Here is a 21852-nt window from a genome sequence, read left to right on the forward strand (position 1 = left end):
GGCCCCGGATGCCGCTTCCCGTCATGGCAGCATGGTGGCCCGCCCGGCTGGAGCGCATGCCCATGTACACCCACATCCTCGCCACCACCGACGGCTCGGAACTCGCCCTGCGTGGAGTGGCGCATGCCGCCGCCCTCGCCGCCGCACTGGACGCACGGCTGACGGTGGTAACGGTGTCGGAACCCTGGAACACGGCGCTGGCCGACCCCACCGGGTTCGGTGCCGCCGGCGAGCTGGTCAACGAATACCGCGCCGGTGCACGCGAACAGGCCGATGCCTGCCTCGCCGCGGCAGCCGCGCTCGCCGGCCGTCACGAGGTGACGGCGCAGGTGCTGCATGTGGAGGACCGCGCACCCGCGGAGGCGATCATCGACACCGCACGCGAGCACGGCTGCGACCTGGTGGTGATGGCATCGCACGGGCGCAGCGGCCTCGGCCGGCTGCTGCTGGGCAGCCAGACCCAGGCCGTGGTCGGACGCAGCAGCGTGCCGGTGCTGGTGGTGCGCTGACGCGCGCTACAGCACGTAACCGCCGTCGACGACCAGTTCGGTGCCGGTGACGAACGAGGCGCCGTCGCCGGCCAGATAGGCCACCGCGGCGGCGATGTCGTCCGGCTGCCCGACCCGCTTCAACGGCGTCGCGGCGATGCCGGCCGCGTTCGCCTCGTCGGAGTTGCCGGCCAGCATCGGCGTGTCGATGAACCCCGGGTGCACCGAGTTGACACGGATGCGATGTCGGGCGAACTCCACCGCCACGGTCTTGGTCATCCCGCGTACCGCCCACTTGGTGCCGACATAGGCGCAGGCGCCGGGGAAGCCCACCATGCCGGCAATCGAGGAGATGTTGACGATGCTGCCCCCGCCGGCGGCCTTCATCGGCTCCAGCGCGTGCTTCATGCCGAGGAAGGTGCCGGTCTGGTTGACCCGGACCATCCACTCGAAGGTGGCAGTGCTGGTGTCCTCGACCGCGCCGGGCTGGTACACGCCGGCGTTGTTGACCAGCACGTGCAGGGCGCCGAAGCGCTCCACCGCGGCGGCGACCGCCGCCTGCCAGCCGGCCTCGTCGGCGACATCGTGATGGACGAACAGGGCCCGCTGGCCGAGTCCTGCCGCCAGCGCTTCACCTTCGGCGTTGAGGAGGTCGGTGATCACCACGTTGGCGCCCTCGGCGTGCAGCCGACGCACGATCGCTGCGCCGATGCCGCGTGCGCCGCCAGTCACCAGGGCGGTACGGCCGTCAAGCGTGTGGATGGTCATTGCCTGCTCCGGTCCGGATGGATCGACAGGATGGCACCGCCGCGGTGGTCGCCGCATTGATCGCGCGCAAACGCGTTGTTCAGTCGCGCAGCTTGAAGCCCGGGTTCTCGTTGATCGAGCCGTCGGGTTCCAGGGTGACCCAACGCGAACCCTCGCGGTCGAACAGGATCGGCACCGGATCCTGGAACAGCGGACGACGCACGAACCGCAGTTTCCATCCGAACCGTTCCAGCAGCGGTAGCGCCGCACGCTGCGCAGGCGTCAACGCGGCGCGCAGCGCGTCGTGATCGGGATCGGTGGTTTTCCGGCGTTCGCGGCCGTACATGCGGTCGGCGAGATGGCGAAAGACCGCGCCATTGTCGCCGATGGCCGCCCCCTGTCGGTGAACCGCATCCCAGCATGGGCGGTCCGGCCGCCGATTCCGCTACGATCCGGCCTTCCGGTTCCGCCGCACAAGGCCGCTTCGATGAAACACCTGCTTGCCCTGGCCGTCGCCAGTCTGGTCTCCGCTTCCGCGTCCGCCGCCGAGGGCATGTGGACGCTCGACAACCTGCCCACCCGCGCGCTGCAGTCCGCCTACGACTTCAGCCCGGGCGAAGACTGGGTGCGCAACGCGATGCGATCCTCGGTGCGCCTGGCCGGCGGCTGCTCGGGCTCGTTCGTGTCCGGGGAGGGCCTGGTGCTGACCAACGCGCACTGCATCGTCGGCTGCGTGCAGGGCCTGTCGTCGGCGGAGAACGACCGCCTCAACGACGGTTTCGTGGCCGGTTCGCGCGGCGAGGAACTGCAGTGCCCGGCCGAGGAACTCAACGTGCTGCAGGAGATCACCGACGTCACCGGGCGCATCGCGAAGGCGACCGCGGGCAAGTCCGGGCGCGAGTACATCGATGCGCGCAATGCCGAGGTCTCGCGCATCGAGGACGAGTGCGTGGCGGGCGACGCCTCGGGCAAGCGTTGCGACGTGGTGTCGCTGTACGCAGGCGGCCAGCACCACCTGTACGCCTACAAGCGCTACCAGGACGTGCGGCTGGTGTTCTCGCCGGAGTACTCCGTCGGCTTCTTCGGCGGCGATCCGGACAATTTCAATTTCCCGCGCTACAACCTCGACATGGGCCTGCTGCGTGCCTACGAGAACGGCCAGCCGGCAAAGGTCGAGCACCACTTCCGCATCAACCCGGCCGGGGCGCAGCCGGGCGAGCTGACCATGGTCACCGGCCACCCGGGTCGCACCCAGCGCCAGCTCACCGTCGCCCAGCTCGAGCGCGTGCGCGACGTCGACCTGATCAACAACCTGCTGCTGCTGGCCGAGCGCCGCGCGATGCTGGCGCAGTACAGCCGCGGTGGCGAGGAAGCCGCGCGCCAGGCGCAGTCGGACCTCACCTTCACCGAGAACAGCTACAAGGTCTTTCGCGGCCAGCTGCAGGCGCTGCTCGATCCACAGGTGTTCGCGGCCAAGCGTCGCGAGGAGGCCGAGCTGCGCACTGCCGCCGAGTCGTCCACGCCGTGGGACGAGATCGCGCAGGCGCAGCAGGTGCGGCGCACGCTGTATTACCCGCACATGCTGATCGGCCAGCAGCGTGCGTTCGACAGCCGCTACTTCCAGTTCGCATCCATCCTGCTGCGCGGCGGCGACGAGCGCCCGAAGCCCAATGCCGAGCGCCTGCCCGAGTTCCAGGATGCGGGCCTTGCGCGGCTGGAGCAGACGCTGTTCTCGAAGTCGCCGGTGTACCCGGAGTTCGAGACGGTCAAGCTGACCCATTCGCTGAGCAAGTTCCGCGAACTGCTGGGCACCGACCACCCGACCGTGCGCCAGGTGTTCGCCGGCAGGTCGCCGGAAGCGCTGGCCGCGGAACTCGTCGGCGGCACGACGCTGGGTGATGCCGCCGAGCGCGAGCGCCTGTGGCGCGGAGGCAAGGCCGCGGTCGATGCCTCCCAGGATCCGTTCATCCGCCTCGCGCGTGCGCTGGATGCGGAATCGCGCGCGCTGCGCAGCCGCTTCGAATCCGAGGTCGATGCGGTGGAAGCGCGCAATGCCGAGTCGATCGCCCGCACCCGTTTCGCGAAGTACGGCACCAACGTCTATCCCGATGCCACCTTCACCCTGCGCCTGTCGTACGGCGAGGTGCGCGGCTGGAACGAGAACGGCAACGAGATCGCGCCGTACACGCAGATCGGTGGGGTGTTCGAGCGTGCCACCGGCTTCGCCCCGTACGCGCTGCCCGAGCGCTGGCTGGAGGCGAAGGACGAGCTCGATCTCGATGCACGCTTCAACTTCGTCAGCACCAACGACATCATCGGCGGCAATTCCGGCAGCCCGGTGATCAACCGTGATGCCGAGGTGGTGGGCCTGGCCTTCGACGGCAACATCCACTCGCTGGGCGGCAGCTTCTGGTACGACGAGACGCTCAACCGCACGGTGTCGGTGCACAGCGCGGCGATGATCGAGGCGCTGGATACGGTGTATGACGCCGGCCACCTGGTCGAGGAAATGAACCCGGTCGACGCGCGCTGAGGGCTGCCCTCACCCGCCCTCCGGGCACCCTCTCCCGCGCGCGGGAGAGGGGGAGGGGTGAGGGCCGCGGGCGCATTCCGACCCGGCAATTGCGCAGGCGTCGCGTATCCCTCAGCCCAGCTCGGACAGCCAGTCGCGGGGGCGCAGGTAGTCGGCCAGGCGTGCTTCCGCGCTGCCCGGCTCCGGCACATGGCCGTATTCCCAGCGCGCCAGCGGCGGCAGGCTCATCAGGATCGATTCGGTGCGCCCGCCGGACTGCAGCCCGAACAGCGTGCCGCGGTCCCACACCAGGTTGAACTCGACATAGCGGCCGCGCCGGTAGAGCTGGAAGTCGCGCTCGCGGTCGCCGTACGGGGTGTCGCGACGCCGTTCCACGATCGGCAGCCACGCGTCGAGAAAACCGTCGCCGACCGCGCGCATGTAGGCGAAGTCGCGCTCGAAATCCTCGCCGAGGTCGTCGAAGAACAGCCCGCCGACGCCACGGGTCTCGCCGCGGTGCTTCAGGAAGAAATACTCGTCGCACCACTTCTTGTGTGCGTCGTAGCGCGCCTGGCCGCCGAACGGTTCGCACAGCGCCCGGGCGGTGCGGTGCCAGTGCAGCACATCGTCGTCGAAGGGATAGAAGGGCGTGAGGTCGAAGCCGCCGCCGAACCACCAGGCCACCGTTTCGCCATCGCGCTCGGCGCGGAAGTGGCGCACGTTGGCATGGGTGGTGGGCACATGCGGATTGCGCGGGTGGAACACCAGCGACACCCCCGTCGCGCGCCACGAGGCACCGGCGAGTTCCGGCCGCGCCGCGGTCGCCGAGGGCGGCAGGCGCTCGCCGAACACGTCGGAAAAGCCGATGCCCGCCTGTTCGAACACCGCGCCATCGCGCATGACGCGGGTGCGTCCGCCGCCACCGAGCGCGGTGCTGCCGGGCGTGGGTTCACGCGTCCACGCATCCTCGTGGAAGCGCGCGGCGCCATCGGCCGCCTCCATCGCCGCGCAGATGCGGTCCTGGAGGCCGGTCAGGTAGTTGCGTACGGTGTCGGTGTCATCCATGCCGGGATTGTATCGGCAGCGCTCCGATGCTTCCCTCGGCGGTGGTACCTGTCGCAGCGAACGCGCGAGGCGTGCCCTCTCCCGCGGCGGCGGGAAAGGGTGCCAAGCGGCGACGGGTACAGGCGCGTCAGCGGTGCCCGGAGATCAGTTCCGGTCTTCCGTCGTCTTCAGCGCCCGCTCGAACAGCTCGTGGATGCGCCGGTACTGGTCGTACCAGGATGCCGCGTGCTGGTAGGCATGGCGCTCCATCGGGTAGCTCGCCAGTTCCCACTTGTCCTTGCGCAGCTCGATGAGCCGCTGCGCCATCATCACCGAGTCCCGGTAGAACACGTTGTCGTCGATCATGCCGTGCGCGATGAGCAGGTGGTCCTGCAGGCGGTCGGCGTACTCCATCGGCGAGGACACCCTGTAGGCCTCCGGGTCGATCGCCGGGGTGTTGAGGATGTTCGCGGTGTAGGCGTGGTTGTACTGGGTCCAGTCGGTGACCGGGCGCAGCGCCGCGCCGGCCTTGAACACGCCCGGCTCGCGCATCAGCGCCATGAAGGCCATGAAGCCGCCGTAGCTGCCGCCGTAGATGCCGACACGGTCGCGGTCGCCCTGGCGGGTGTCGACCAGCCAGTCGATGCCGTCCAGATAGTCCTCGAGCTCCGGGTGGCCCATCTGCCGGTAGATCGCCGTGCGCCAGTCGCGGCCGTAGCCCTCCGACGCGCGGAAATCGAGGTCCAGCACGATGTAGCCCTGCTGCACCAGCATGTTGTGGAACATCTGCTCGCGGAAGTAGTTCGGATAGCGGTCGCTGACGTTCTGCAGGTAGCCGGCGCCGTGCACGAACAGCACGATCGGATACTCGCGGCCCGGCTCCATCGCCGCCGGGCCGTAGTACTTGCCCCAGATCGTGCCGGCACCGTGCTTCGACGGCACCTGCACGGTCTCCGGCTCGAGCCAGTCGAAGCCGCGGAACTCGGCGGTGCGGGTATCGGTGAGCTGGCGGTAGCCGGCGCCGTCGACGCCGATCACCGCCAGCTGTGGCGGCACGTAGCTCGAGGAATGGCGCACCAGCAGGCGGCGGCCGTCCGGCGATTCGCGGAAATCCTCGACGCCGTCGAGCGCGGTCACTTCGCGCACCTCGCCGCCGGTGGCCGGGACCTGGCAGACCTCGTAGTCGCCCGGCCGGGCGCGGTTGCACACGAACAGGAAGGTGCTGCCGTCGGCGGCCAGCACCGGCGCCGAGGCCTCCCAGCGCCCGGAGGTCAGCGCGCGGGTGGTGCCGCCATCGCTGGTGTAGAGGTGCGAGTACCCGCTGTGCTCGGACAGGTACCACAGGGTGCGGTTGTCCGGCATCCAGCCGAACTCGTTGAAGCTCCAGTTGATCCATGCCTCGTCGGTAAGGCGGTGACGCAGTCGTGGCGACGTGGCGCCCGCGTCCACGGTGATCAGCCAGCGGTCCTTGTTGTCGACCGAATGCAGCATCAGCGCGGCCTGGCGGCTGTCACCCGCCCAGCGCATGACGTCGGGGCCCTGGCCTTCCAGCCGCACCGCGCGCACGCCCTTCAGCGGCTCCTGGCCGGCGCTGCGGCGCAGGTCCGCGAGCGGATCGCGGTCGATCCCGGGCAGCGCGTCGAGCGCGAGCTTCTGCGCCTGGCCGGTGGCGACCTCGACCATCCACAACGTCTGCGCGACCGGGTCGTTGCGGCCGACGCGGGTGCGCACGTCCTCGAATTCCTCGTAACCCGATTCGGTCACGTACTTCGGCATGCGCCCGCCCTGGCCCTTGTCGGCGGCCTTGGGTTCGGTGGCGACCAGCATGTAGCGACCATCGGGCGACAGCGCACTGGCGGCGATGGTGACGTCGCGGCCAAGATGGATCGGCGCAGGCGCGCGGGTGGGGTCGGCACGGCGCCAGTCGGCATCCTGCTCGCGCTGGGCATCGCGGCGCTCGCGCTCCACGCGCAGGGTGTCGACCAGGCGCAGCTGCAGCTCGCGCAGGCCGTCCTCCTTCGGCGGCGCAGCCGGGTCCTCCTCCGTGCGCAGCACGATGGCGGTGGTGACATCCTCGCGCGGATCCCAGCGGAACCAGCGGTCGTTGCCGACGCGCCATACCAGCGCGCCGTCGTCGCCCCACATCGGCGAGGCGGCGCGCTCGTCACCGCGGCCGAGCTGGGTCAGCGCGCCGTTGCGCAGGTCGCGCACGAACACGTCGCCATTGCGCACGTAGGCCATGCGCGTGCGGCCGCGGTCGTAGGCGGCCTGCATGCCATCGATATCCGCCCGCGCCGGGCCGTCGACGCGTTCGCCGCCCTCGCCACCGTCCAGCGGCACCACCCAGGTGTCGCGCACGATGCTGTCCGGGCGCTTGAGCGTGTAGAAGGCGCGCCGGCCGTCCCACGACCACCATGCCTGTTCGACCGGCGGGCCGATCCAGTCCGGATCGGCCATCACCTGGTGCAGGGTCAGCGGCTGGGCGGGCTGGGCGAGGGCAGGCGCGACGGCGCCCAGGAAGAGGACGAGCGGAAGCAGGCGGATCATGCGGAGTCCGGAAGGGCAAAAACCGCCGCAGGGTACCAGCCGGGATGCGGCGGACGGGCGGGCCACAGGTCACGGGTGGCAGTGCCGGGGCCGGAAAAGGACGGGGACGCTTTCGCGTCCCCGTCTGCACGTCCCTGTTCGCCGGAAGCATCCGGATCATCCTGTGCGTGCACCGTACGTGAATCGATGCTGAAAGGATGCGAAATCCGTCACAGTCGATGACGCAGCAGGTCGCGTTCTGCCGTAGTTCCCGAGTGGGGAAACGCAGCCTGACGTGGTGCGTCACATCGTGGCGCCGGTTTTCCGACCCCGTTGCTCGGCCTACGCCGGCCTCACATGGACCGCCCTAGTCTGCAGCACCGTTCAGCTTCGAGGTGACGGTGGACGCACTGCTGCTTTCGCGGATCCAGTTCGGGTTCGTGATCTCGTTCCACGTGCTGTTCCCGGCGTTCACGGTCGGCCTGTCGTCCTGGCTTGCGTTCCTGCAATGGCGCTGGCTGCGCACGCGCGACACGATCTGGCGCGACATGTACTTCTTCTGGATGAAGATCTTCGCGATCTCGTTCGGCATGGGCGTGGTGTCGGGCATCGTCATGAGCTTCCAGTTCGGCACCAACTGGTCGGTGCTGTCGGAACGCGCCGGCCACATCCTCGGGCCGCTGCTCGCCTACGAGGTGCTGACGGCGTTCTTCCTGGAAGCGTCGTTCCTGGGCGTGATGCTGTTCGGCTGGCGCAAGGTGCCGGAGAAGCTGCATTTCTTCTCCACCTGCATGGTCGCGCTGGGCACGCTGATCTCGACCTTCTGGATCCTCTCGGCCAACAGCTGGCTGCACACGCCCGCCGGTTTCGAGATGGTCGGCGACATGTTCCACCCGGTCAGCTGGTGGCAGATCATCTTCAATCCCTCGTTCCCGTTCCGGCTGGCGCACATGGTGCTCGCCGCCTTCATCACCACCTGCTTCGTCATCGGTGGTGCGGGTGCGTGGTACCTGCGGCGCGGCGACCACATCGAAGCCGGGCGGCGGATGCTCAGGCTGGCGGTCGCGTTCGCCGCGATCACCGTGCCCCTGCAGATCGTGGTCGGCGATTTCCATGGCCTGGCCACCTCCGAGTACCAGCCGACCAAGCTCGCCGCCATGGAAGGCCACTGGCACCACGGTGAGCCCGGAGCCGGCGTGCCGCTGGTCGTCTTCGGCGTGCCCGACGAGGCGAACGAGCGCAACAACTTCGAAGTGGCGATCCCGCGCCTGGGCAGCGTGATCCTCACCCACAGCCTGGATGGCGAGATCGAGCCGCTGACGGCGGTGCCGGCGGAGGATCGCCCGCCGGTGGCGCCGGTGTTCTTCGCGTTCCGGGTGATGGTGGGCATCGGGCTGCTCATGCTGGCGCTGAGCGTGCTTTCGCTGTGGGCCTGGCGGCGCGGGCGCCTGTACGACACGCCGTGGCTCTTGAATGGCTGGCGGCTGATGGCACCGAGCGGCTTCATCGCCGTGCTTGCAGGCTGGTTCGTGGTCGAGATCGGCCGCCAGCCGTGGGTGGTGCAGGGCCTGCTGCGGACCGAGGACGCGGTCAGCGACCTGGAGGTGTCGAGCGTGGTGATCTCGCTGAGCGCGTTCGTGCTGGCCTACGCGATCGTGTTCGGCGCGGGCGGCGGCTACATCTACAAGCTGCTGCGTCGCGGCCCGATGCCCTTCGAGCCGGCGCCCGAGACCGAAGACGGGGACCGCACGCCGAGGCGTCCGCTGTCGGCCGCCGACGGTGCCGACGAGGGCGATGTGTCGCCCCCCGAACCGGGCGGGAGGGCGAGCTGATGGACATGGAAACCGTGCTGCCGGTGATCTGGTTCGGAGTGATCGGCTTCGGCGTACTGATGTACGTGCTGCTCGACGGCTTCGTGCTCGGCCTGGGCATCCTCGCGCCGTTCGCCGATGACGGCCACCAGCTCGATCAGATGATGAACACCGCCGCGCCGATCTGGGATGGCAACGAGACCTGGCTGGTGCTGGGCGGCGTGGCCCTGCTGGCCGCCTTCCCGGCGGCGTATGCGCTGGTGTTGTCGGCCCTCTACCTGCCGGTGCTGCTGATGCTCATCGCGCTGATCTTCCGCGGCGTCGCCTTCGAGTTCCGCTTCAAGGCCAGGCGGGCGCGTCGCTTCTGGGGCGGGGCCTTCGCGGTGGGCTCGCTGTTGGCGACGTTCGCGCAGGGGGTGATCCTCGGTGCGCTGGTCGAAGGCATGCCGTTGCAGGAAGGCCGCTACGTCGGCGGCGCACTCGGCTGGTTCAGCCCGTTCTCGATGTTGACGGGCATGGCGGTGGTGTTCGGCTATGCACTGCTGGGCAGCACCTGGCTGATCCTCAAGACCGAGGGCCGGCTGCAGCAGATCGCGCGCACGCTGACCCGGCCACTGGTGCTGGTGGTGGCGGCGTTCATGGGGCTGGTGAGCGCGTGGCTGCCGTTCCTGGAGTCGCAGGTCATGGAGCGCTGGTTCGAAGGCAACAACTTCCTGTGGCTGTCGCCGGTGCCGTTGCTGGTGCTGGCCAATGCGGTGCTGCTGTGGCGCGCGGCGATGCGCGAGGGCCGTGACGCGACGCCGTTCCTGCTGACCCTGTGCTTCTTCTTCCTCGGTTTCGTGGGGCTGGTGCTGGGCATGTGGCCCAACATCGTGCCGCCGACGCTGTCGATCTGGGAGGCGTCGTCGCCCACCTCGTCGCAGGGCTTCCTGCTGGTCGGGCTGGTGGTGCTGCTGCCGCTGATCCTCGGCTACACCGGGTGGTCGTACTACGTGTTCCGCGGCAAGATCGGCTCGGATTCCGGCTACCACTGACGCCCTCCGGCGCAGGATGGATCCGCTTCGCACGGAGGTGCGACGACGGTCGCCGCCGCTACGGTGATGCCATGCGCGTGGTTCGCGCCGCGGTTCCTTGTACAGCCCGTTTCCCGCACAATCGCGTGCATCAAGCCGTATTCCGGGCCATGCACGCCTACGTCTACAAGAGCCAGCGCAAGGACGACACCTATGTCTACCTTGCCGTGCGCGACGACTTCTCCGTACTGCCCGCGGTCCTGCTGGACCGGCTCGGGCCGTTCCGCTTCGTGCTCGACGTGGAGCTCACCGCGGAGCGCCGGCTGGCACGCGAGGACATCGCGACCGTGCGTGCCAACCTCGCCGCGCACCGCTTCCACCTGCAGATGCCGCCGTCGGCTGCCGCCGATCCGCTGACCGCGGACTGGGGCACCGATGCCTGAGCCGGGCCCCGCCGCCGGGCGCGATCGCATTGCGCTGTATGCGCTGGGCGCCGGGCTGGCATTGCTGGCAGGCCTCGCGCCGTGGCTGGCGGCGCTCGGGCTGTGGCTGGCGCAGCCGGTGTTCGCGCTGGCTGCGCGTGGTGCCCGCCTGGATCGTGCATTGCCGGCCCAGTCCATGCCGCTGCTGCTGGCATGGGGCGGCCTGCTGGTGACCACCGCGGTGCTGGTGGCGTGGCCGCTGTCGGCGCTGCGGCAGAGCGGCTCGCTGGGCGCCGCGCTGGGCCTGAGCGCCAGTGGTGGTCTGCTGCTGATCGCGCTGTGGCGGACGTGGCCGTTCTGGCATGCGCTCGAACGCCAAGGTGGCAGCATGTCCGCGCACTGGCAGGCGCTGTCGGAACAGGATGCCGGCGCGCTGCGCGGCCTGTGGCTGGCGCTGGGCGCGGGGGGCATCGCCGCGCTGGCGGTGGTGCTGGCCTGGCCGGGCCTGGTCGATGGCGGTGCGCGCTGGGGGCTGGCCGCGCTCGCCGCGGCATGGAGCGGGCTTGCGCATCGCGGCCTGCAGGCGCTGGCACCGGCCACCCGCCTGCCGCTGCCCGTCGTCGATATCGAAATGCCGAAGGTGGTCGAGCCTGTCGTCGAAGGTGACCCCGATGCCGCGCTGTACGCCGCCGCGCGCGCCGGCCGTGTCGACCGGGCGCTGGAACTGCTCGAACACGGTGCGGATCCGATGGCGCCGCCGCCCGCGGGTGGGCGCGACCAGCGGGCGCTGGTGGTGCTGGCCGCGGTGCTGCCGGACCTGCGCCTGCTGCGCGCGTTGATCGCCCGCGGCGTGGACCTCAACGACGCCACCGCCGGCATGACGCCGCTGCTGGCCGCCACCCGCGACAGCTGGCACGGGCGACCGGAAGCGGTAATGACGCTGCTGGCCAACGGCGCCGATCCGCGTGCGCGCGACCACGAGGGCAACACCCCGCTGCACCATGCCGCGCGCAGCACCGATCCCGGCGTCGCCGCCTTGCTGCGTGATGCCGCCGCGGAACTGGATGCGCGCAACGACGAAGGCCTGACCCCGCTCGGCATCGCCTGCGCTGCCGGCAACTGGCGTCTGGCGAAGTTCCTGCTCGAGCGCGGCGCCGCCACCCATCCTGCCGATGCCACCCCGGCGCTTCTGGCCGCGGCCGGTGGCGACGAGGACGATGCCGCCGGCGTGCAGCTGCTGCTGCGCCACAAGGCCAGGGTGGATGCGCGCGACGCGCGCGGACGCACCGCGCTGCACGAGGCCGCGTTCGCCGGCCACGTCGACGTCGTCGCCGCACTGCTCGATGCCGGTGCCGCGGCGGATCCGGCCGACTCCAGTTCGCGCACGCCGCTGCTCGAGGCCGCGCGTGGTGGGCGGCTTGCCACTTTCGAGGCACTGCTGGCTGCCGGCGCCAGCGTCGGCGCGGTCGATGCGCAGGGGCAGGGCGCGCTGGCATTGGCCGCGCTTGCCGATCCGCCCTCGGCCAGCCTGGTGCGCCGCCTGGTCGAACTCGGGCTCGATCCGCACCAGGCGGACGCCGGCGGCCGCACGCCGCTCGATCACGCCGCGGCCGCGGGCCGCTGGTCGCTGGTGGCGCTGCTGGACCCCGGCTATGCGCTGCCTGCCAGCGTGCTTCCGGACGGCGCCGATGCGGAGGTGCCCGACCGCGCGCCGCTGGCCTTGCTGCGTGACGCGCTGCGCGAAGCGCGCACCGATCGCCTCGACGCACTGCTGGGGCTGGTGGACGCCCGCGAACTCGGCAGCCTGCTCGAGGACGACGAGGTGCCGGTGACGCCTGCCCGCATCGACTGGCTGATGGCCCACGGCGCAGATCCGGACGTACGCACGGGCGATGCCGACAGCGCGATCTTCCGCCTGCTCGCGCAGGGCCCGGAAGCCCTGGAAGCCCTCCAGGCGATGCTGCGCCACAACGTGTCGCCGGCGGGCGCCGGCGGGCTGGCGCGCTTCCTTGCCGCCTGCGCCCACGGCGACCATGCCGCGCGCGCGCTGGAGCACCTCGCGCTGGAACTGCTGGAGCGCGGTGCCGATCCGTTCGCGGCCTCGCCCGAAGGTGATCCGCCGCTGTCACTGGCGGTGCGGCTGGGCTGGCACCAGCTGCTCGAACGTCTGGTCGCGATCGGCGTCGACCTCGATGCCCGCGATGGCCGTGGCATGACCGCGCTGCACCTGGCCGCGGCCCTCGGCCGCGAGGCGGCGCTGAAGGCGCTGGTGCGGGCGGGTGCGAGCCCCGGCATGCGCGCAGCCGACGGGCAGACGCCGCTGGGCGTGGCGCTGGCCGGCGGCCGCCGCGACCTCGCCGACTGGCTCGACTGGCGTGGCTGGGCACTGCCCCGCCGCGCACTGCAGCCGGCGGACCTGCCCGGTGCGGCGATGGCCGGCGATGCCGATGCGGTGCGCCGCCTGCTCGACCTCGGCTTCGCTGTGGACACCATCGATGCGCAGGGCTGCAGCGCGCTGCTGCGTGCCAGCGGCGGCGGCCATCGCGCGGTCGTCGACCTGCTGCTTGCGCGCGGTGCCGATCCGGCGCTGGCTGCACACAGCGGTGCGACGCCGCTGTCGGCCGCGGTCAGCATGCGCGAGCTCGACATCGTCGATCGTCTGCTCGAAGCCGGTGCCGGTCACCAGCAGCGCCTGCCCGGCGAGGTGACCGTACTGATGCTCGCCGCCGCGCTCGGGCTGCCGGACCTGTGCGGGCGCCTGATCAAGGCCGGTGCCGACATCCACGCCACCGACGCCCAGGGCCTGACCGCGTTGCATTGCGCAGCCCTCTACGGTTTCACCGCGCGCGACCGCCCGCGCCTGGTCGCGCTGTTCGACACCCTGCTGTACGGCGGCGCCGAGATCGACGCCGTGGCCGCCGGCGGGGTCACGCCGCTGCTGCTGCTGCTGGGCGCACGTGCCGAGCCCGGCACCGCCTGCGACGAGAACGTGGTTGCCGCGGTGCTCGACCACCTGCTCGACGAGGGCGCTTCGCTGGACGCGCAGGACCCGCGCGGCTTCGGCCCGCTGCATCTCACCGCGCTGCACGGCCTGCTGCAGCTGGCACGCCGCCTGCTGCGGGCCGGTGCCGACCCCGGCCTGCGCGACGCGCTCAACCGGGTGCCGCGCGACGTCGCGATCATGCGCGGCTTCGTCGACGTCGCCGCCGAGCTTGCGCCGAGCCACCAGGCCGGCGGCGACGTGTCGATGGCGAGGTTCCTGCGCGATCAGGGCTGATCGGCGCCGGAACCCGCAGCACCTGCCCAGGGCTCGTGCCGTGCGGTCAGGATGCGGAGACGCACCCCGCGCCCGGCACCTGCCCGCGGTTGCGACAACGGCACCGGCGTTGCATCCTCGCTGTCCCGGACCGCGCAGGAAGCCATCATGTTCCGAATCGTCGCCGCCGCTTTGCTTGCGGCATCGTTGCTGGCGCTGCCCACCCGCGCCGAATCGCAGACCGCACGCGAGGCCCGCCAGGAAGTCGAGGCCAGCATGGTGGTCACCGGCACCGTCGACATCGACGCGCAGGGCGAGGTCACCTCGCACATCGTGGACCTGCCGGACAAACTCCCCGACTACGTGCTCGAGCTGGTCGATCGCGCGGTCCCCGCGTTCCGCTTCGAGCCGCTGCTGGTGGACGGATCACCCGCATCGGGACAGGCGAAGATGAGCCTGCGCCTGGTCGCAACGCAGGCCGGCGATGGCAGCATGAACGTCGCCATCCGCAGCGCGCATTTCGGCGAAACGTATTCGGACACTGATGCGAGCAGCGTGCGCAGAAAGAACATGCGTCCGCCGCAGTATCCCTCCAACGTGCTGGTTGCCGGCGGCACGGGCACGGTCTACCTGCTGGTCAAGGTCGGCCGCGACGGCCGCGTCGAGGACGTCGCGGCCGAACAGGTGAACCTGACGGTGGTCGGCACCGCGCGTGCCATGGAATCCATCCGCGAGGCCCTGGCCCGCGCCTCGATCAGTGGCGCGCGCAGGTGGACCTTCATCCCGCCGTCGGAAGGGCCGGAGGCGGCGCACGATCACTGGGTGGTGCGGGTGCCGGTCGATTTCCTCATCGGCAACAACCGCCGGCCCCGGTACGGCGAATGGGCGTCCTACCATCCCGGTCCCCGCACGCGTCCCGACTGGGCCAGGCCAACGCCGCCGGCCTTCAGCCCCGATCTGCTGCTGGCCGACAGCCTGACACCGGAAATGTCACGTTTCCGCCTGCTCACGCCGCTGGATGGCTGAGCCACGCCCAGCGACTGTTCCAGGAGGAACACCCATGAAGACGATGCTTGCGCTGGCCTGTTGCGCCACGCTGGTGGCCGCTACACCCGCACTTGCACAGCAGGTCGACACACCGGTGGCCTTCACCACGATGGTCAAGGTCGCGGTCGACGACGCCGGCAGGCCCGCTGTCGTCGAGGCGGTGTCGGCGTTGCCGGAAGCGGTGCGTGACTTCGTCGAGGCGCGCACGCGCGAACTCGAATTCCAGCCAGCGATGATCGATGGCCGGGCGCACGGTGGCGTCACCTACGTGGTGATGGGCGTGTGCGCGGTGCCGGATGGCGATGCCATGGTCATGGCAGCCGAATACCGCGCCAATGGCCCGGGCCAGACGGACGGGACGCCGTATCCGGCGCCACCACGCTACCCGATCGAAGCCGCCAGGCGTGACCTGGGCGCGGAGATGACGATCCACTACACCGCGAGGCCCGATGGGTCGGCGGCACTGGACCGGGTGGAGTTCAATGACAAGGCCCAGCGCGGCAAGGGAATGTTCGAGCGCATGGCACGCGACTGGGTGCGCGACATGCGCCTGCTTCCCGAGCAGGTGGACGGCCGGCCGATCAGCACGCCGGTGAGCACGCCGGTCGAACTGGTCGTGGCAAGGGCAGGTACGCCGCGCGCCCGCGAGATGCTGGAGGCGGCCCGGCGGTCCTGGGTGGACCGGCCGGAGTGCCTTGCGGCCGAGCGCCCCTCGGGCCAGGCCGTCGCCGCGCAATCGCCGTTCGTGGTGCGCGAGGACGCCGGATAACAGCACCACGGATCGGCGCCACGACGGACAGAACGGAAAAGCCCCGCGGATGCGGGGCTTTTCGTTTAGCGCCTCCGTTGCCGGATCAGCGCTTCATCGAGGAGAAGAACTCGTCGTTGGACTTGGTGGTCTTCATCTTGTCCAGGAGGAACTCCATCGCCGCGATCTCGTCCATCGGGTGCAGCAGCTTGCGCAGGATCCAGATCTTCTGCAGCAGCTCCGGCTCGATCAGGTAGTCCTCGCGGCGGGTGCCCGACTGGTTGACGTTGATCGCCGGGTACACGCGCTTCTCGGTGATGCGGCGGTCGAGGTGGATCTCGGAGTTGCCGGTGCCCTTGAACTCCTCGTAGATCACCTTGTCCATCGCGCTGCCGGTGTCGACCAGCGCGGTGGCGATGATCGTCAGCGAGCCGCCTTCCTCGACGTTGCGCGCGGCACCGAAGAAGCGCTTCGGCCGGTGCAGGGCATTGGCGTCGACGCCACCGGTGAGCACCTTGCCCGACGACGGCACGACGTTGTTGTAGGCACGCGCCAGACGGGTGATCGAGTCGAGCAGGATCACCACGTCGCGCTTGTGCTCGACCAGGCGCTTGGCGCGCTCGATCACCATCTCGGCGACCTGCACGTGGCGCGCGGCGGGCTCGTCGAACGTCGAGGAGACCACTTCGCCGCGCACGGTGCGCTGCATCTCGGTCACTTCTTCCGGACGCTCGTCCACCAGCAGCACGATCATGTGCACTTCGGGATGGTTGGTGGTGATGGCGGTGGCGATCTGCTGCATCATCATCGTCTTGCCCGCCTTCGGCGGCGAGACGATCAGCGCGCGCTGGCCCTTGCCCTGCGGGGCCATCAGGTCGAGGATGCGGCCGGTGATGTCCTCGGTGGAACCGTCGCCACGCTCGAGCTTGAAGCGCTTGCGCGGGAACAGCGGGGTCAGGTTCTCGAACAGCACCTTGCCCTTGCTGGCCTCCGGCGGCTCGCCGTTGATGGTGTCCACCACGTTGAGCGCGAAGTAGCGTTCGCCGTCCTTGGGCCAGCGGATGCGGCCACTCAGGTGGTCACCGGTGCGCAGGTTGAAGCGGCGGATCTGGCTGGGCGAGATGTAGGTGTCGTCCGGGCCGGCCAGGTAGCTCGCCTCGGCGCCGCGCAGGAAGCCGAAGCCGTCCGGCAGGATCTCCAGCACGCCGTCGGCCTGCACGCCTTCGCCGGTACGCGTCAGCACCTTCAGCAGGGCGAAGATGACGTCCTGCTTGCGGGCGCGGGCGACGCCTTCGTGGATGTTGAGCTGTTCGGCGATGTCGAGCAGCTTGTGCGCGGGCATCCGCTTGAGATCGCCCAGCGAGTACTGCGGGAAGCCTTCCGGGATGTTCGGCGGCGGCAGGCGGTGGGCCTGCTGCTGTTCGTTGCCGCTTTCCTGCGGCAGCCCGTCGTCGCGGAAGCGGTCGCGCTGGCGGTCGCGGCGGTTGCGGAAGCGATCGCGGCGGTTGTTGCCCTGGCCCTGGTTCTGGCCTTGGTTCTGGCCTTGGCCCTGCTGCCCGTGGCCGCGATTGTCCTGGCCGTCGTGGTCACGCCCGCCACCGTCGCCGCCATTCCCGCCATTGCCGTCGTTGGACTGGGCAGCGTGCGCGGGCGCGGAGGATTCGGAAGGCGTCGCCGCGGGCGCAGCCGGAGCCGAAGGCGCGGGCGCGGATGGCGCGGGTGCGTCCACCGGCAGCGCCTGCTGCACGGGGGTGTCGGCATCGGCCTTGGCGGCACGGGGTGCCCGCGGGGCACGCGGCTTGCGCACGCGCTTTTCGGCGGTGTCGCCTGATTCGCCGGTCTGGCCGGCGTCGGGGGTGTTATCGGACAAGTGCGAATTCCTCGCTGCTGCGAGCGCCCGCTTGGATGCGGGCGAGGGATGGAAGGGGAACCTTCAGAAGGGTGCGGCGCGGTACTCCACGCCGGATCGGTCAAAACTAGCACCGCCATCGTTCGGCGGCAAGCGGCCGCGCGGGCCGCTGCAATGGCGCCTGGCGGGCGCCATGCGGTGGATCAGAGTGCCTTGTCGATCATCTGCGCGAGCTGGGCCTTGCCCACCGCGCCGATCTGGGTGGCCTGCACCTGGCCATCCTTGAACAGCAGCAGCATCGGGATCGAGCGTACGTGGTACTTCAGCGCGGTCGCCTGGTGCTGGTCGATGTCGACCTTCACCACCCTGGCGCGGCCGGCATACGCCTCGGCCAGCTCGTCGAGGGCCGGGGCGATCATCCGGCACGGGCCGCACCACGGCGCCCAGAAGTCGACCAGCACGGGCTCGTCGGACTGCAGCACGGTGGTTTCGAAATCGGCATCGCCGGCGTGGATGACCTTGTCGCTCACTGGATTCTCCTGAAAGGCTCGGGGCAGGCGGCGCGGCCGCGCAACCTGCATGGATGCTAGACTTGGGCGCTTCCGGCCAAAAACCAAGGCCGGCTGTCAAGGCCTGATCGAGGCCCGACCGTCCAGGGCCCACAACGGCGCCCTCCCTCCGGCCGGCAGTCTGCGACGCGGGTCTCCCCCGCGCAAGCGCAATCCCGCCTCAAGCCACCGGCGAGCCCGGCCATATCGAGCACTCCCAACGCATGAGCGACAAGCCTCTAACCGACATCACCTTTTCGGAATTCGACCTGCATCCGCAGCTCCTGGCCGGCCTTGAGGCCGCCGGATTCCTCCGCTGCACCCCGATCCAGGCGCTGACCCTGCCGCTCGCCCTCAACGGCCGCGATGTCGCCGGCCAGGCGCAGACCGGTACCGGCAAGACGCTGGCCTTCCTGGTCGCGGTGATCGACCGCCTGCTCAAGCGCCCGGCGCTGGCCGACCGCAAGCCCGAGGACCCGCGCGCCCTGATCCTGGCGCCGACCCGCGAGCTCGCCATCCAGATCCACAAGGATGCGATGAAGCTCGACCTCGGCCTGAAGTTCGCCCTGGTCTACGGCGGCGTGGACTACGACAAGCAGCGCCAGCAGCTGCAGGACGGCGCCGACGTCATCATCGCCACGCCCGGCCGCCTGATCGACTACGTCAAGCAGCACAAGGTCGTGAGCCTGCATGCCTGCGAGATGTGCGTGCTCGACGAGGCCGACCGCATGTTCGACCTCGGCTTCATCAAGGACATCCGTTTCCTGCTCAGGCGCATGCCGATCCGCACCGAACGGCAGACGCTGCTGTTCTCGGCGACGCTGTCGCATCGCGTGCTCGAGCTCGCCTACGAACACATGAACGAGCCCGAGAAGATCGTCGTCGAAAGCGAGTTCATCACCGCGGCGAAGGTGCGCCAGAAGGTGTACTACCCGTCGGACGAGGAAAAGATCCCGCTGCTGCTGGGCCTGCTGTCGCGCAGCGAGGGCGCGCGCACGATGGTGTTCGTCAACACCAAGGCCTTCGTCGAGCGCGTGGCGCGTTCGCTGGAGAAGGCCGGCTACCGGGTCGGCGTGCTGTCGGGCGACGTGCCACAGAAGAAGCGCGAGTCGCTGCTGAAGAAGTTCCAGGCCGGCCAGCTCGAGATCCTGGTGGCCACCGACGTCGCCGCGCGCGGCCTGCACATCGATGGCGTCAGCCACGTCTACAACTACGACCTGCCGTTCGATGCCGAGGACTACGTGCACCGCATCGGCCGCACCGCGCGCCTCGGTGCGGAAGGCGACGCCATCAGCTTCGCCTGCGAGCGCTATGCGATGTCGCTGCCCGACATCGAGACCTATATCGAGCAGAAGCTGCCGCTGGAGCCGGTGACCGCGGAACTGCTGACCGCGCTGCCGCGCAAGCCGCGCGAAGGCGTCGAGCTGCAGGCGGAAGAAGGCGAGAGCATCGGCGAGATCTTCCGCGAGGCACGCGAGCAGCGTGCGGCGGACGACGCCCGCCGCGGTGGCCCGCGCAAGGGTGGTGCGGGTGGCCCGGGTGCCGGCCGTCGCAGCGGTGGTCGCGCGTCGTCGGGCGAAGGCGGGCCGGGCGAGCGCCGCCGGCCGCGCAGCAGCGAGGACGCCAGCATCGCGGCTGCTCCAGACGCCGCTCCGGCAACTGTCAGCAACGGCGCCGTGAGCACCCCGGTTGCCGCCGCACCGGGGGCCGAGGGCGCACCGGCGAATGGCGGTGATGCCGCGTCGCCGGCGCGCAAGCGTCGTCGCCGTCGTGGCCCGCGCAAGGACGGTGATGCCGCCGGCACGCCGCCGCAGGCAGCGGGTGCCGCATCGGGCGAGGCAGGAACGGCCGCGCCGCGCGCTCCGCGGCCCCCGCGCCAGGGTGGTCCGGAAGGCGGGAATGCGCGTGGGCCGCGTGCACCGCGTGACAGCGCAGCGTCGTCCGCCACCCCGCGCGCACCCCGCGACAACACGGCAGCGCCTGCGGCTCCGCGTCCGGCAGCTGCTACCGCCGCCCAGCAGCCGGCGCCGTCCCTGTTGTCGCGGATCGGCCGCGGCCTCAAGCGCCTGGTCGGCGGTTCCACCGACGCGCGCTGAGCAACCCGGCGCGAAGCCACGACGGCCCGGCATGTCCGGGCCGTCGTCGTTTGCGGCCCGACCGCACACCGGCGGACGTGCACAGGTGTTGCAGGCATAATCGATCGCCATGGGCGTCCTTCGATTCGACAACGTCAGCAAGCAGTATTCGGGCGGGCACGTCGCACTGGCGGACGTCAGCTTCGATGTCGGCGAGGGCGAGATGCTGTTCGTCACCGGGCATTCCGGTGCCGGCAAGAGCACGCTGCTGAAACTCGTACACCTGGCCGAGCGGCCCAGCCGCGGCGCGGTGCTGTTCGGCGAGCGCAACCTGTTGCGCGTGCGTGGCCGCAAGGTGGCGATGCACCGTCGCGATGTCGGCGTGGTGTTCCAGGACCATCGCCTGCTGGCCGACCGTACCGTTGCCGAGAACGTGGCATTGCCGCTGATCCTGCGCGGCCTGCGGCGGCCGGATATCGCCAGGCGCGTGCGCAGCGCGCTGGAGCGACTGGGCCTGGGCGAGCGCGAGCGCGCGCTGCCCACGCAACTGTCGGCGGGCGAGCAGCAGCGGGTCGGCATCGCCCGCGCGATCGTCGGCGAGCCGCGACTGCTGGTGGCCGACGAACCCACCGGCAATCTCGATCCCACCCTGTCGGCGGAGATCATGACGCTGTTCGAGACCCTGCCCGCGCGGGGCACCAGCGTGCTGGTGGCAAGCCACGACCTCGCACTGGTGCGGCGCATGCGCAAGCGCGTGCTGGTGCTCGACCAGGGGCGGCTGGTGGATGACATCAAGCCCGAGGAACTCGCCGATGAGTGAGCCGGCGGCGAAGCCGGTGCAGTCGCAATCCGGCTTCGGCACCTGGATCGACCACCATGCCTACAGCGTGGTGTCGGGCCTCGGACGCCTGCTGCGCAGGCCCTGGGCGACCGCGCTGACCATCGGCGTGATGGCGGTGGCGCTGGCGCTGCCGCTGGGGCTGCTGCTGGTGCTCGACAACGTCGGGCGGCTGTCGGGCAGCGTGCAGCAGTCGCAGGAAATCAGTGTGTTCCTGGCGATGGACACCAGCACCGAACGCACGCAGGCACTCGAGCGCGAGATCGCCGCACGTGCCGACGTCGCCACAGTGGAACTGCGCACGCCCGAGCAGGGCCTGGAGGAACTGCGCAGCCGTGGCGGCCTTGGCGATGCCATCGATGGCCTGGGTGGCCTCGAGGCGAACCCCTTGCCGGCGGTGCTGGTGGTGGTGCCGGCGGGCGACGATGCCGCGCTTGCCGCAACGCTGGGTGCGTTGCCCGAAGCCGAACTGGTGGTGCACGACGCCGCCTGGCGACAGCGGCTGGATGCGTGGATGCGTTTCGCCGCACGGGTGGCCTGGGTGCTGGCGGCGCTGCTCGGCATCGGCGCGCTGCTGGTGGTCGGCAATACCGTGCGCCTGGACATTCAGTCGCGCCGCGACGAGATCGGCGTGCTGCAGCTGCTGGGTGCCACCGACGGTTTCATCCGCCGGCCGTTCCTGTACCAGGGTGCGTGGTACGGCCTGGCCGCCGGCGCGCTGGCGCTCGGCCTGCTGGCCCTGGCCGGCCTTGCGCTGCAGGCGCCGCTGGCGGAACTCGTGGCCGGTTACGGCAGCGGCTTCGCCCTGCGGGGTTTCGGCATCGCGCAGTCGCTGGCGGTGGTCGCGGGTGCCGCGCTGCTGGGCTGGCTCGGCGCCGGCGTGGTGACCGGCCACTATCTGCGACAGACCCGACCCACGGATGCCTGA

The 21852-nt window shown here is 70.4% G+C and carries 16 protein-coding genes and 1 pseudogene; 11 read left to right on the forward strand and 6 right to left on the reverse strand.

Annotated features, from left to right (window positions below; translation table 11 throughout):
* Nucleotides 1-62: 62 nt before the first annotated feature.
* Nucleotides 63-509: a universal stress protein gene (locus LDO11_RS10555; RefSeq protein ID WP_232141508.1), complete on the forward strand. Its 447-nt coding sequence runs from the start codon at nt 63-65 to the stop codon at nt 507-509.
* Nucleotides 510-515: 6 nt separating this feature from the next.
* Here the strand turns inward: LDO11_RS10555 and LDO11_RS10560 are convergent, their stop codons facing one another.
* Both LDO11_RS10560 and LDO11_RS10565 read right to left on the reverse strand, forming a co-directional pair.
* On the reverse strand, nt 516-1256 hold the full coding sequence (locus LDO11_RS10560; RefSeq protein WP_232141509.1) for an SDR family NAD(P)-dependent oxidoreductase: 741 nt from the start codon (nt 1254-1256) through the stop codon (nt 516-518).
* 79 nt (nt 1257-1335) lie between these two features.
* The gene (locus tag LDO11_RS10565) at nt 1336-1581 is read right to left on the reverse strand and encodes a hypothetical protein (protein ID WP_232141510.1); all 246 of its coding nucleotides are present in this window, start codon (nt 1579-1581) and stop codon (nt 1336-1338) included.
* 141 nt (nt 1582-1722) lie between these two features.
* On the opposite strand from LDO11_RS10565, the gene LDO11_RS10570 reads away from it, so the two are divergent.
* Entirely contained in the window at nt 1723-3768 is a 2046-nt protein-coding gene (locus LDO11_RS10570) for a S46 family peptidase (RefSeq protein WP_232141511.1), read from the forward strand.
* A gap of 111 nt (nt 3769-3879) precedes the next feature.
* On the opposite strand, the gene hemF is transcribed toward LDO11_RS10570, so the two are convergent.
* Both hemF and LDO11_RS10580 read right to left on the reverse strand, forming a co-directional pair.
* On the reverse strand, nt 3880-4812 hold the full coding sequence (gene hemF, locus LDO11_RS10575) for an oxygen-dependent coproporphyrinogen oxidase (protein ID WP_232141512.1): 933 nt from the start codon (nt 4810-4812) through the stop codon (nt 3880-3882).
* A 144-nt stretch (nt 4813-4956) separates the two neighbouring features.
* Entirely contained in the window at nt 4957-7338 is a 2382-nt protein-coding gene (locus LDO11_RS10580; RefSeq protein ID WP_232141513.1) for a S9 family peptidase, read from the reverse strand.
* A 380-nt stretch (nt 7339-7718) separates the two neighbouring features.
* Here LDO11_RS10580 and LDO11_RS10585 point away from each other — a divergent pair, with 380 nt between their 5' ends.
* The 6 genes from LDO11_RS10585 (at nt 7719) to LDO11_RS10610 (ending at nt 15635) form a co-directional block, all read left to right on the forward strand.
* A complete protein-coding gene (locus LDO11_RS10585) occupies nt 7719-9149 on the forward strand; it encodes a cytochrome ubiquinol oxidase subunit I (RefSeq protein WP_129136948.1) in 1431 nt (476 codons plus the stop codon).
* Nucleotides 9149-10162, forward strand: coding sequence for a cytochrome d ubiquinol oxidase subunit II (gene cydB / locus LDO11_RS10590; protein ID WP_129136947.1), 1014 nt, complete (start codon nt 9149-9151; stop codon nt 10160-10162). The genes LDO11_RS10585 and cydB overlap by 1 nt, the downstream gene beginning before the upstream one ends.
* Before the next feature lie 149 nt (nt 10163-10311).
* Complete coding sequence (locus tag LDO11_RS10595; protein WP_129136946.1) at nt 10312-10584, forward strand: YcgL domain-containing protein; 273 nt, start codon at nt 10312-10314, stop codon at nt 10582-10584.
* Complete coding sequence (locus LDO11_RS10600; RefSeq protein ID WP_232141514.1) at nt 10577-13840, forward strand: ankyrin repeat domain-containing protein; 3264 nt, start codon at nt 10577-10579, stop codon at nt 13838-13840. The genes LDO11_RS10595 and LDO11_RS10600 overlap by 8 nt, the downstream gene beginning before the upstream one ends.
* Before the next feature lie 147 nt (nt 13841-13987).
* Entirely contained in the window at nt 13988-14845 is an 858-nt protein-coding gene (locus LDO11_RS10605; RefSeq protein WP_232141515.1) for an energy transducer TonB, read from the forward strand.
* Nucleotides 14846-14879: 34 nt separating this feature from the next.
* A complete protein-coding gene (locus LDO11_RS10610) occupies nt 14880-15635 on the forward strand; it encodes an energy transducer TonB (RefSeq protein WP_232141516.1) in 756 nt (251 codons plus the stop codon).
* A gap of 85 nt (nt 15636-15720) precedes the next feature.
* Here the strand turns inward: LDO11_RS10610 and rho are convergent, their stop codons facing one another.
* Nucleotides 15721-17484 carry a transcription termination factor Rho gene (gene rho / locus LDO11_RS10615; RefSeq protein ID WP_232141517.1) on the reverse strand — a complete coding sequence of 588 codons (1764 nt, stop codon included), beginning with the start codon at nt 17482-17484 and terminating at the stop codon, nt 15721-15723.
* Between the two features lie 182 nt (nt 17485-17666).
* A complete protein-coding gene (trxA, locus tag LDO11_RS10620) occupies nt 17667-17993 on the reverse strand; it encodes a thioredoxin TrxA (RefSeq protein ID WP_232141518.1) in 327 nt (108 codons plus the stop codon).
* A gap of 242 nt (nt 17994-18235) precedes the next feature.
* Between trxA and rhlB the strand changes: the two are divergent.
* The 3 genes and pseudogenes from rhlB to ftsX all read left to right on the forward strand — a co-directional run.
* A pseudogene (gene rhlB / locus LDO11_RS10625) lies at nt 18236-19891 on the forward strand (ATP-dependent RNA helicase RhlB); the annotation flags it as partial.
* Nucleotides 19892-20216: 325 nt separating this feature from the next.
* Nucleotides 20217-20906: a cell division ATP-binding protein FtsE gene (gene ftsE / locus LDO11_RS10630; RefSeq protein WP_129136939.1), complete on the forward strand. Its 690-nt coding sequence runs from the start codon at nt 20217-20219 to the stop codon at nt 20904-20906.
* Nucleotides 20899-21852 carry a permease-like cell division protein FtsX gene (ftsX, locus tag LDO11_RS10635; protein WP_232141519.1) on the forward strand — a complete coding sequence of 318 codons (954 nt, stop codon included), beginning with the start codon at nt 20899-20901 and terminating at the stop codon, nt 21850-21852. Before ftsE ends, ftsX begins: the two co-directional genes overlap by 8 nt.

Origin of the sequence: Alterluteimonas muca (genome assembly GCF_021191595.1) — a bacterium.
GTDB lineage: Bacteria > Pseudomonadota > Gammaproteobacteria > Xanthomonadales > Xanthomonadaceae > Luteimonas > Luteimonas muca.